The sequence below is a fragment of the Massilia sp. TSP1-1-2 genome (assembly GCF_049896185.1).
In the GTDB taxonomy this organism is placed as follows: Bacteria; Pseudomonadota; Gammaproteobacteria; order Burkholderiales; family Burkholderiaceae_D; genus Telluria_A.
The window spans coordinates 41,903-53,676 of record NZ_JAFCTU010000038.1; the positions used below are offsets into that span (position 1 = coordinate 41,903).

Annotated in this window: 11 protein-coding genes; 7 read left to right on the forward strand and 4 right to left on the reverse strand. The window is 65.0% G+C overall.

The window, feature by feature from the left end:
* Position 1: 1 nt before the first annotated feature.
* Complete coding sequence (purM, locus tag ACP7BV_RS23400) at positions 2-1,045, reverse strand: phosphoribosylformylglycinamidine cyclo-ligase (RefSeq protein ID WP_426107191.1); 1,044 nt, start codon at positions 1,043-1,045, stop codon at positions 2-4.
* A 221-nt stretch (positions 1,046-1,266) separates the two neighbouring features.
* Here purM and hda point away from each other — a divergent pair, with 221 nt between their 5' ends.
* From hda to thpR, 7 genes are all read left to right on the forward strand, one after another.
* The gene (hda, locus tag ACP7BV_RS23405) at positions 1,267-1,935 is read left to right on the forward strand and encodes a DnaA regulatory inactivator Hda (protein ID WP_426107192.1); all 669 of its coding nucleotides are present in this window, start codon (positions 1,267-1,269) and stop codon (positions 1,933-1,935) included.
* On the forward strand, positions 1,932-2,606 hold the full coding sequence (locus ACP7BV_RS23410) for an HAD family hydrolase (protein ID WP_426107193.1): 675 nt from the start codon (positions 1,932-1,934) through the stop codon (positions 2,604-2,606). The genes hda and ACP7BV_RS23410 overlap by 4 nt, the downstream gene beginning before the upstream one ends.
* Positions 2,599-3,978, forward strand: coding sequence for a polynucleotide adenylyltransferase PcnB (pcnB, locus tag ACP7BV_RS23415; protein WP_426107195.1), 1,380 nt, complete (start codon positions 2,599-2,601; stop codon positions 3,976-3,978). The genes ACP7BV_RS23410 and pcnB overlap by 8 nt, the downstream gene beginning before the upstream one ends.
* The gene (folK, locus tag ACP7BV_RS23420) at positions 3,975-4,448 is read left to right on the forward strand and encodes a 2-amino-4-hydroxy-6-hydroxymethyldihydropteridine diphosphokinase (RefSeq protein WP_426107196.1); all 474 of its coding nucleotides are present in this window, start codon (positions 3,975-3,977) and stop codon (positions 4,446-4,448) included. The genes pcnB and folK overlap by 4 nt, the downstream gene beginning before the upstream one ends.
* Positions 4,449-4,450: 2 nt before the next feature.
* On the forward strand, positions 4,451-4,798 hold the full coding sequence (locus tag ACP7BV_RS23425; protein ID WP_426107198.1) for a DMT family protein: 348 nt from the start codon (positions 4,451-4,453) through the stop codon (positions 4,796-4,798).
* Positions 4,799-4,869: 71 nt separating this feature from the next.
* Positions 4,870-5,730, forward strand: a complete 861-nt coding sequence (gene panB, locus ACP7BV_RS23430; protein WP_426107200.1) for a 3-methyl-2-oxobutanoate hydroxymethyltransferase — start codon at positions 4,870-4,872, stop codon at positions 5,728-5,730.
* 217 nt (positions 5,731-5,947) lie between these two features.
* A complete protein-coding gene (gene thpR, locus ACP7BV_RS23435; RefSeq protein ID WP_426107202.1) occupies positions 5,948-6,445 on the forward strand; it encodes an RNA 2',3'-cyclic phosphodiesterase in 498 nt (165 codons plus the stop codon).
* Positions 6,446-6,453: 8 nt separating this feature from the next.
* Here thpR and ACP7BV_RS23440 read toward each other — a convergent pair whose 3' ends face one another.
* From ACP7BV_RS23440 to ACP7BV_RS23450, 3 genes are all read right to left on the reverse strand, one after another.
* Positions 6,454-7,005 carry a 4'-phosphopantetheinyl transferase family protein gene (locus ACP7BV_RS23440; RefSeq protein ID WP_426107204.1) on the reverse strand — a complete coding sequence of 184 codons (552 nt, stop codon included), beginning with the start codon at positions 7,003-7,005 and terminating at the stop codon, positions 6,454-6,456.
* On the reverse strand, positions 7,005-11,033 hold the full coding sequence (locus ACP7BV_RS23445; RefSeq protein ID WP_426107205.1) for a Pls/PosA family non-ribosomal peptide synthetase: 4,029 nt from the start codon (positions 11,031-11,033) through the stop codon (positions 7,005-7,007). Before ACP7BV_RS23445 ends, ACP7BV_RS23440 begins: the two co-directional genes overlap by 1 nt.
* A 110-nt stretch (positions 11,034-11,143) precedes the next feature.
* A complete protein-coding gene (locus ACP7BV_RS23450; protein WP_426107212.1) occupies positions 11,144-11,725 on the reverse strand; it encodes a TMEM175 family protein in 582 nt (193 codons plus the stop codon).
* Between the last annotated feature and the right edge of the window lie 49 nt (positions 11,726-11,774).

Sequence of the window (11,774 nt, forward strand, 5' to 3'; positions counted from 1 at the left end):
TTTATTCGACGATGGTCTGGTGCTCGTCGCCCGCGCGCGCGCGGACGGCGCCGATGCGCGAGACGGTTTCGCCGGCCGCTTGCAGCTGCGCGAACGCGGCGTCGGCGTTTTCTGGCGAGACGATGACGATCATGCCGATGCCGCAGTTGAACACGCGGTGCATCTCGGCATCCGCCACGTTGCCGTGCTGCTGCAGCCACTGGAACAGCGGCGGCATGGTCCATGCCTTGGAGTCGAGCACTGCCGTCAGCCCCGGCTGCAGCACGCGCGGGATGTTTTCAACCAGGCCGCCGCCGGTGATGTGGACCATGCCCTTCACTTCCATCGCTTCCATCAGCGCCAGCAGCGGCTTGACGTAAATGCGGGTCGGCTCCATCAGCACGTCGGACAGCTTGCGGCCATGAAAGTCGCCTTCCAGGTCCGGCTTGGCCACTTCAATGATCTTGCGCACCAGCGAATAACCGTTCGAGTGCACGCCCGACGAGGCCAGCCCCAGCACCACGTCGCCCGGGCAAATCTTGGTGCCGTCGATGATCTTCGATTTTTCGACCGCGCCGACGGCGAAACCGGCCAGGTCGTATTCGCCGGCCGGGTACATGCTCGGCATTTCCGCAGTTTCGCCGCCGATCAGCGCGCAGCCGGCCTGCTCGCAGCCCTGGGCGATGCCCTTGACGACGGCAGTTGCGGTCGGCACGTCGAGCTTGCCGCACGCGAAATAATCGAGGAAGAACAAGGGTTCCGCGCCCTGCACCAGGATGTCGTTCACGCTCATGGCGACCAGGTCGATGCCGACCGTGTCGTGCCGGTTCAGCTCGAAAGCGAGCCTGAGCTTGGTGCCCACGCCGTCGGTGCCCGAGACCAGCACCGGCTCCTTGAACTTCTTGCTGATCTCGAACATGGCGCCGAAACCGCCGAGGCCGCCCATGACGCCTTCGCGCATGGTGCGCTTGGCAAACGGCTTGATCGCTTCGACCAGCGCGTCGCCGGCATCGATATCGACACCGGCATCGCGGTAGGAGAGGGAAACATTAGAAGATTGGCTCATGGTGTATTTGGCGGCGGAGGCGGTAAAATAGAGGGCGGTGGACCTGTTCGGGCCGAATCTGGACTGAACCCGGGCTAAAACTGGACAATCCGCTATTTTATCAAAACGGCCCGCCGTCAGCCGAATTAACCCACATTACAACAAAACTACATGCCATCGACCCTTTTCCAGGACCAGCAACGCGCCGCCTTCCGGCCGGCGTTCTGGCGGGCATTTAGACCATGAAACAGCTGGTACTCGACCTGGGCGCCGAACAAGCCCGCAGCCTCGACACCTTCGAGGTCGGCCAGAACGCCGAGATGGCGCACCTGATGCACCAGTTCGCGCAGCGCAGCGCGCGCGAGCATTTCGCCTACCTGTGGGGCGAGAGCGCGGCCGGCAAGACCCACCTGTTGCAGGGCCTGGCCGCCACGAGCGCTTCGCGCTATATCGGCGCGGACGCGACCGAGGCCGACTTCGTCTACACCCCCGACGTGTCGCTGTACCTGCTCGACGACTGCGACAGGCTGTCGGCCGCGGCCCAGATCGACGCTTTTGCGCTGTTTAACCAGATCCGCGAACACGGCGCCTACATGGTCTCGACCGGCCCGGTGCCGCCGGCCGTACTGCCGGTGCGCGAAGACCTGCGCACGCGCATGGGCTGGGGCCTAATCTACCAGATTCACGGCCTGTCGGACGAGGAAAAAATCGCCGCCCTCACCCATGCCGCCGAAGCGCGTGGTTTGACGCTTTCGGCCAGCGTGTTACCCTATCTCCTATCCCATTTCAAGCGCGACATGCGCTCTTTGTCGACGATGCTCGAAGCGCTTGATCACTATTCCCTCGAAACCCAGCGCCCGGTCACCCTGCCGCTGCTGCGCGACCTGCTATTGAACGCTCCCAAAGAATGAAGAACCTGGCCCTGTTTGACCTCGACCACACCCTGCTGCCGATTGACTCGGATTACGAATGGGGCCAGTTCCTGGTCCGTACGGGCGCTGTCGATGCGGTCGCCTTCAAGCGCGCCAACGACGATTTTTTCGCCCAGTACCAGGCCGGCACGCTCGACCCGGTCGAGTACCTTGAATTCGCCCTTGGCACGCTGGCGCGCTTTCCCCGCACGCGCCTGGACGCCATGCACGCGCAGTTCATGGCTGAAGTGATTGCGCCGGCGATCCTGCCGCAGGCGCGCGCGCTGCTGCAAAAGCACTTGGATGCCGGTGACCTGGTCTGCATCATCACCGCCACCAACCGCTTCGTGACGGCGCCGATCGCCGCCGCACTCGGGGTCGAACACCTGATCGCCGCCGTGCCCGAGGAAGACGCGCACGGCAACCTGACCGGCAAGCTGCTCGGCAGCCCCACTTCCGGTCCCGGCAAAGTCACCCACACCCACGCATGGCTGGAACAGATCGGCACGCCCCTCTCCGGGTTTGGCAGCAGCCACTTCTACAGCGATTCGCACAACGATATCCCCCTCCTGTCCGTCGTCACCCACCCTGTTGCGACCAACCCGAACGCTGCGCTATCAACGCACGCAACGAGCCTTGGCTGGCCTTCACTTTTCCTATTCAATGATTAAAAAATTCATCCGCAAAATTTTGGGCGTCAAAGACAAGCAGCCGGTGCGCGACCTGACGCAGCCCATCATCCTGACCGCGGCCGAACACGGGATCGACCCCAGGCTGCTGTCGTCGAACGCGATCCGGGTGACGTCCTCGCTGCAGGAGGCGGGCTACAAGGCGTTCGTGGTCGGCGGCGCGGTGCGCGACCTGCTGCTGGGCGTCAAACCCAAGGACTTCGACATTGCCACCGACGCCACGCCCGACCAGGTCAAGCGGCTGTTCCGGCGCGCCTTCATCATCGGCAAGCGCTTCCAGATCGTGCACGTGATGTTCGGCCAGGATTTGCTGGAAGTGACGACCTTTCGCGGCGCCGGCGAAGCGTCGGCGCCCAAGGATGAACACGGGCGCGTCTTGCGCGACAATCATTTCGGGCCCCAGCACGAAGACGCGATGCGGCGCGACTTCACCATCAACGCCATGTACTACGACCCGGCCACGCAAGAAGTGCTGGACTACCATGGCGGCATTGCCGACATCCGCGACAAGACCTTGCGCATCATCGGCCAGCCCGAAGCGCGCTATCGCGAAGACCCGGTGCGCATGCTGCGCGTGGTGCGCTTTGCGGCCAAGCTGCAGTTCACGATCGAGCCGCACACCCGCGAGCCGATCGCGGTGATGGCGCCGCTGATCAACAACGTGCCGGCCGCGCGCGTGTTCGACGAAATGCTCAAGCTGCTCATGAGCGGCCACGCGCTGGCCTGCCTGCAGCAGCTGCGCAAGGAAGGCTTGCACCATGGCCTGCTGCCGCTGCTCGACGTGGTGCTCGAGCAGCCGATCGGCATGAAGTTCGTCACACTGGCGCTCGAATCGACCGACAACCGGATCAAGGCCGGCAAAGGCGTCTCGCCCGGCTTTCTGTTTGCCTCGCTGCTGTGGCACCAGGTGGTGGAAAAATGGACTGCCTACCGCGCCGCCGGCGAGTCGCCGATTCCGGCGCTGCATCTGGCCGCCGACGACGTGCTCGATTCGCAGACCGAAAAACTAGCCCTGCAGCGTAAGATCGGTTCGGACATGCGCGACATCTGGTCGATGCAGCCGCGCTTTGAGCGGCGCAACGGCAAGGCGCCGTACAAGCTGCTCGAGCATCTGCGTTTCCGTGCCGGCTACGACTTTTTGCTGCTGCGCTGCGAGTCGGGCGAGATCGACATGGACATCGGCGAATGGTGGACCGCTTTCTATGAAGGCGACGCGGTCGAACGCGAGCAGCTCTTGACCACTGCCGTGGCTTCGCCCGCGGGAGCCAAACGCAAGCGTCCGCCGCGCCGCGGCCCGCGCCAGAAAACCGGTGCTGAAGGCGAAGCCGAAGGCGGCGGCGCCACCGAAGAATGATCGCCTACATCGGCATTGGCGCCAACCTGGGCGACGCCAGCGCCAATGTCGACGACGCGCTGGTGCGCCTTGCCGCGCTGGACGGCTGCCGCGTGTTGGCCGCGTCAAGCAAATACCGCACCGCGCCGATCGATTCGTCGGGTGCCGATTACGTCAATGCGGTGGCGTGCATCGAGACGCCGCTGGCCGCAGCGGCGCTGCTGACGGCCCTGCATGCCATCGAACTGGCGCATGGACGCGAGCGGCCTTATCGCAATGCGCCACGCACGCTGGACCTGGATATTTTATTGTATGGCGACGAGCAGATCGACCTGCCCGCGCTGCACGTGCCGCATCCGCGCATGCTTGAACGCGCGTTCGTGCTGGTGCCGCTGCTGGAGATCGCGCCCGGCATCATGGTTCCGGGGCGCGGGCTGGCGAGCGGCTTTTTGCCCGCAGTGGCGGGGCAAGGCATCGAAACGATGGAGTAGGCATGCAGATTCCCGTTATCGTCCAGACCACCGTGCTGCTGACCATGTCGAACGTCTTCATGACCTTTGCCTGGTACGGACACTTGAAGAATATGTCGACCCGGGTGTGGTGGTATGCGGCGCTGGTGAGCTGGGGGATTGCACTGTTCGAGTACCTGCTGCAGGTGCCGGCGAACCGGATCGGCAACACCCAGTACAGCCTGGCGCAGCTCAAGATTTTGCAGGAAGCGATCACGCTGACCGTGTTCGTGCCGTTTGCGATGTTTTACATGAACCAGCCGTTCAAGCTCGATTATGTATGGGCGGGCTTGTGCCTGGTCGGGGCCGTGTATTTCATCTTCCGCAGCTAGGCTCCCAGCACATTCCCCCGGTTCGCATTACACTAGCGCGGACATCCCATTTTCAATATCAAAGGATCATCATGAGCGGTTACTTGCAAGGTAAGGACATGGCTGGCGGCAACACTCCTGCGCCTGTGAAACCGGTGGTCACCAAGGCGGTGACGATCCCAAGCTTGAATGCGATGCGCGCGGCCGGCAACAAGATTGCCATGCTCACCTGCTACGACGCCAGTTTCGCGTCGCTGATGGACCGCTGCGGGGTCGAAGTGCTGCTGATCGGCGATTCGCTCGGCATGGTCTGCAATGGCCACACTTCCACCCTGCCGGTCACGGTGGCCGAAGTGGCCTACCACACGGCCGCAGTCGCGCGCGGCAACAAGAGCGCGATGGTGCTGGCCGATATGCCTTTTGGCAGCTACGCCACTCCGCAAGCGGCTTTTGACAACGCCGTCAAGCTGATCCAGGCTGGCGCCCACATGGTCAAGCTCGAAGGCGGCGCGTGGCTGGCCGAGACGGTACGCTTCCTCACGGACCGCGCCGTGCCCGTCTGCGCGCACCTGGGTCTGACGCCGCAGTCCGTGCATCAGCTGGGCGGCTACAAGGTGCAGGGCAAGACGATTGAAAGCGCCGAACACTTGAAGGCCGACGCCAAGCTGCTGCAAGAAGCTGGCGCGGTGCTGCTGGTGATCGAAGCGATTCCGACGGCGCTGGGCAAGGAAGTGACGGAACTGCTGACCATGCCGACGATCGGCATCGGCGCCGGCCCCGACTGCTCGGGCCAGGTGTTGGTCATGCACGACCTGCTGGGCGTGTTCCCGGGCCGCAAAGCCAAGTTCGTGAAAAACTTCATGGAAGGCCAGACCAATATCGACGCCGCAGTGAGCGCTTACGTTGGTGCGGTCAAGGATGGCAGTTTTCCGACGCAGGAACATTGCTTTTGATGTGACTGGCTGACCAACACTGCTGGTTGGGCCGAGGCTGCAACATGGCGGAATGCGGGCCTTGCCCTTTTCCGCCCTACGTTTACCACGGACCGTAGGGCGGAAAAGCGTGAGCGCATTCCGCCAGATTGGCGCTAACCCTGGCGCTCGGCACCGAACGTCCACGGCGGGCATCTAGCCTGCGCCACCGTGCGGCGCACCGCTGTAGAGTGCCCCCATGACACCCGCACCCCGCCTCTTCATTGCCCTGCTGCCCGACCCTGCAGTGCGCAACCATCTCGCTGCCTGGCGCGACGCCTGCTCCTGGCCGTGCTCGGCAACGCCGGTAAAAACGGCGCGCCTGCACTTGACGCTGCATTTCCTGGGCGATGTCCCGCTCACGCGCCTGCCCGAACTGCAAGTGCCTTGCGAATCGTTTTCCCTGCGCTTGACACATGCAGCACTTTGGCCGCACGGCATTGCCGTACTTGAACCGGACACTGTTCCACCCGCCCTGCACGCGCTGCACGCCAACCTGCAAGCCGCGCTGCACGCCGCCGGCCTGGCTGTCGACCAGCGGCCCTACCGTCCCCACGTGACACTAGCGCGCCGCGCAACAGGCGCCGCCTTGCCGGATGCCGCGCGATCTGTCAACTGGCCCATCCACGCCTACCACCTGATGTCGTCAGCGCCGGCCTCGGACGGCAGCTACACAACGTTGCAGATGTTCGGCTAAGGCACCGGCTAACGCACCGGCGGCGTCACCAGCACCCCGACATAGCCATCCGGTACCGCGAGCGCATGCACCCGGCAATTGCCCGGCAGCGGCTTGAATTCCCCCAGTTCCAGCCCCAGGCATTTGAGGTGCGCTTCGCGCCGCGCCCACGCGTGCGCAAACAGATCGGCGCGCCGCGCGGGCGACACGATGGCCAGCATATCGCGCACTTCCCGCCCCAGGTAGTCGAGCGCCACCCGATCCATATCAGGCGTCTCCTGCACCTGCATGACGTCGATGCCGACCGCGCCGCGCGCATTGAACGCGGCAAAAGCAAAGGGCCCGGCGTGGGTGATCGACACGCCCTGCGCCGACGGGTGCCCATTGAGCAGCAGCTGCGGCGCGGCACCGGCCACTGAGCGGATCGCCACTTCGTCGGGGGACATGCCCAGCTTGCTGCCAACGAGTTCGCGCAGCGCGGCGCGGATCTGCAGGCGCGCCGTTGCGCGCGGCGCATAAGCCGTGTCCACCCGCACCACATGCAGGCCGGGCTCGACCATCACAATGTGCATCAGCGGCATCAGCGCACCAGCGCCGCGGGACAACCGGCCCAGCTGGTGCCAGGCGGGATGAACTCGCCCTTCATCACCAGCGTCAACGGTCCGACCCGGGCATTGTCGCCTACGGATGCGCTGTAGAGCACCGAACTGCGGGGCCCCATGTACACCTTGCGGCCGATCTCGACCCGGTCGATCTTCATGACGCGGTCCTCGAACAAGTGCGTTTGCGGGCATGCCAAGGCATTGAGTTCGCTGTAGTCGCCGATGCTCACGCAATCAAATTCGGTGATGTCGGTGGTGTCCAGATAGACGCCCTTGCCGATCTTGCAGCCGAGCAGGCGGAACGCGACCGGCAGCCACGGCGTGCCGCGCAGGTAGCGCATGAAGTTGGGCACCGCGATCCCTTCATACATATTGGTGACGCCTTCGGAGAGCCAGACAAAGCTGGTCCACATGGGCGCGGCGCGCTTGCGGTAGCGCCCGAGCAGCAGCCATTTCATCCCCAGCACCAGCAAGAAATTGACGGCGCAGTAGCCCAGCCCGGACAGCGCCAGGTACAGCACCACCTCGCGCCAGCGTTCGGCGCCGGCCAGCGGCATCACGTTCAGGACGATGGTGTAACCGACCGCAATCACCAGTGCATGGGGCGCGACGATCCGGAACGATTCGACCAGCGTGCGGCCCAACCGGCGCTGCGGCGACGGCCGGTAGGTCAGCGATTCGGGGTAGCCGCTGGTTTCTTCGCGCGCCGGCAAATGGATGGGCGGTGAACCCAGCCAGGTGTCGCCGCTGGCCATTTGCCCGTTGCAAGGCGCATGCGTATGGACCCCGACCAGCACCCGCTCGGGCAGGATGGTGCCGTCTGGAATATAGCTGCCGTTGCCGACAAAACTGCGGTGCGACACGACGGTTGCCTCGGTAGTCATCCAGCCGCCGTCGATCTGCTCGTCGCCCAGCATGACGCCGTCGGCAATGAAGGTTTCGTCGCCCAGCGTGAGCATGTCGGGCACGACGCCAAGCGCCGTCGAAATTTCCGCGTCGCGCCCGACCTTGGCGCCCAGCAAGCGATACCAGGTGGAGGCGAACACGGTTGCATAAATGCCGTGCAGCACATTCAAGCTCGATTCCTGGATGTGGCTGACCAGCCACTTGGCGCAGTACGTGTTGCTGTGAACGCGGGAGCGGCCCGGTGTGAGGCGCGGCAGGAAGCCCCAGCGGATGCCGGCCGACACCAGCAGCGTCATCGTGATCAGCACCGCGCTGGCGGGAAAGGCGAGCACGAAATAGCGCACCAGTTCGGTTCCCAGGTCGCCGCTGCGCAGCCATGGCAGCACATCGATTTCATCGAGCCAGTCGATCAGTATGAAGCTGGGAAATACCGGCATGAAGAACAGCGTCGACACGAGCAGCATGCCGAACACGAAAAACAGCCCTTCCCCGGCCAGGCGCAAGCGCCCGACTGGCGGGCGCGGCGGCACATCCGGCACAAAAGGGCCGATATCGCGCGCGGGCGACCCGCCCCATACGCGCCCGGGCGGCACGCGCACGCCATCAGCGAGCGCCGACTGGCCCTCCACATGGCCGAGTGCGCCGACGGCGGTATTACCTTCCAGGACGCAGAACGAGGAGACGCAGGCATCGTCGCCCAGTTCCACCTGGCCGAGCAGCAGGCGGCCCCGTTCGACCCGCGCGTTTTCAATGTTGACGGCGTTGCCGATGCTAACGCCGTCGCCCACGCGCAGCAGGTCGGGCGCGCGCAACGTCATCGAGCCGATGATCACCGAGCGCCCCACCTTGGCGCCAAGCGCGCGCAGCCACCAGTTGCCGAGCGACGAGCCGCTTAGCAGGTAGACCGGCGCGCCTTCGATCAGGCGGTCGGCCAGCCACCAGCGATAGTATGTCCAGCCCCACAGCGGATAGGAGCCGGCTTGCATGCGGCCGGCAACGAGCCACTTGCCGGCGATGGCGACCAGGAACTCCATCAAGGTGGCCAGCAGGAAGACGACGATCGAGGCGGCAATCGCGCGCGCCACCGAGTCGCCCGGCTCGCCCGAGAAAAAGTGGTAGGTGAAAAACGGCGCCAGCCACTGCGCCATGCGCAGCGTCACCAGCGGCGGCACGGCGGCCGCCTGCGCCACGGCGCAGGTCCAGCGCTTGAGGCTGGAAGGCGCCTCCCAGTCGGCCTGCGCCTGCTGCGCGACCCCGGCCTCGGCCAGCACGGCGGCGATGCGCCCGATCTGGCGCTGCTGGTAAATGTCGCGCACCGTCACGTGGGCAAAAGCGGGGTCGGCGCGCAGGGCCGACGCCAGGCGCGCGGCAAAAAACGAGTGCCCGCCAAGGTCGGTGAAAAAATCCGCCTCGCGCCGGATCGCCGCGCCCGGGAACAGCGTGGCGAGCGCCTTGAACAGCGCAACTTCCGCGGGGGTGTCGGGCAGGTCCGACTCGCCTGCGGCGCCTGGCGCCGCGGCGCTGAGCGGCATGGCCCTGAGCGCCTTGCGGTCAATCTTGCCGGAGGTCAGGCGCGGCATCAGCGCCAGCGTCTCGAAGCGGCCCGGCACCATGTACGGCGGCAGCAGCGCGGCCAGCGCGTGGCGCAGGCGCACACTGTCGACGCCTTCGCCGCCTTCGCCGCCCGAACGTACGATGTAGGCGACCAGTTGGTCGATGCCGTCATCGTTGCGCAGCAAAACCGCGACCGTTCCCACGCCGCCCTGGTGCGCCAGCACCGCTTCGATTTCGCCCAGTTCCACCCGAAAGCCGCGGATCTTGACCTGGTCGTCAGTGCGCCCCAGGCACTGCACCTGGCCGTCGGGATCGATGCGGGCCAGGTCGCCCGTGCGGTACAGGAAGGCGTCATGCACGCCGCTAGACCAGGGATTGGGCAGGAATTTCTCGGCCGTCAGGTCGGGCCGGCCCAAGTAGCCCGCCGCCAGCCCGGGGCCGGTGATGCACAGCTCGCCGGTGCTGCCGCGCGGCTGCAGCGCCAGCGCCGCGCCTTCGGTGGCAATGACCAGCAAGCCGTAGTTGGGCAAGGGCGTGCCGATCGTGATCGGGCGCCCCGGTTCCAGACGCGCCAGGCTGGCCGACACCGTCGCTTCGGTCGGGCCGTAGGTGTTGAAGATCTGGCGGCCGGGGCTGGACCAACGCTCGACGACCGATTCGGGACACATTTCGCCGCCAAGGTTAATCAGGCGCAGGCACGGAACGTCTTCGCTGAACAGCGCCAACAAGGTGGGCACCGCGTGCAGGACGGTGACGCGGTTGGCGGCCAGCATGCGCGGCAGCGTTTCCGGGTCGCCCGCCACGTCCTTGGGGCCGATCCAGAGCGTGGCGCCGACCAGGTAGGCGATCCAGATTTCTTCGAACGACATGTCGAACGCCACCGAGAAACCCTGGTAGACCCGGTCCTGCGCGACAATGCCGAGCACCTGGTTCTCGCTGCGCAGGAAGTGGCAAATGCTGCGCTGGGAGATGACGATGCCCTTGGGCTTACCCGTGGAGCCGGAAGTATAGATGACGTAGGCCGGGTTGTCGGGCGTCAAGGGGCCGCGCCGGCGCAGCACGCCGCCATGCTCGAGCGGGGCAAGCAGCAGCGGCGCCTGCCAGACCGGAAAAGCGGCGCCAGCCAGTTGGGCGCTCAGTGCCGCGCTGGTGACCACGCCAAAGGCGGCGGCGTCATCGACGCAGACCAGCAGCCGCTCGACAGGGGTATCCTGGTCGACCGGCAGCCAGGCGGCGCCGGTTTTGGCGATAGCCGCCTGCAGGACCAGCAGATCGATGCCGCGCTCGATCCACAGCCCGACGATATGGCCGGGCCGCACGCCAGCGTCGATCAGGCGCGAGGCGGCCAGGTCGGCCAGACGATCGAGCTGGTCGTAGGTGAGTTCGGTGGTGCCGAAAATGAGGGCGATCTGGTCGGGCGAGCGTCTGGCGCTCGCTTCGAGCAGGTCAGCGAGGACTTCCTCGCGCAGCAAATTGGGGGCGGCGACGCCGTACAGGATATCGGCGTGCACGCCGGCGACTTCGGGCATCAGTAATTCTTCGTTCATGACATCACTTTGGTGGCATTTACGCTCCAATGAGCGCACGCAAACACCATATACCACTGAGCGGGACGGTGCATGGTCTTACTGAAAATAAATTTATCAGTGCTGGAGAGCTATGACTTCAGGCGACCTTCAATCCGGCGATCAAGAACCAGCCAGACGAGCGCGACGCAGATGTAGAAGGCGAAGCCGAGCCAGGGATGAACGAACGCGGCGCCCACGCCGATTGGATAGCACAACAGCGACAGCAGGCCCTTGCGGTCGCGGCCGATGGCTTCGGCGAGCATATGCTCGCCCTGCTGGCGCATCAGGCAGCGGACCAGGATTGCATAGGCGACGGCGCACATGAACAGGACCACGCCGTAAGCGGCCACGGGCAGCGTGGCAAAGTGGTTTTCACCCATCCAGCCAGTGACGAAGGGAATCAGCGACAGCCAGAACAGCAGGTGCAGGTTGGCCCAGAGGACGGCGCCGGTGACGTGGCTGACTGCGTGGAGTAGATGGTGGTGATTATTCCAGTAGATGCCGACGTAGATGAAGCTGAGGACGTAGCTGAGCAGCACGGGTACAAGCGGAAGCAGCGCGCCGAGCGAGTCGCCGTGCGGCACCTTGAGTTCCAGAACCATGATGGTGATGATGATCGCGATGACGCCGTCGCTGAATGCCTCTAGCCCGAATGTTGCATGAATCTCCATCGCGCTTACGGTTTTTCGGCATCGCTTGGCGCTGACCGTAGTTCGGATG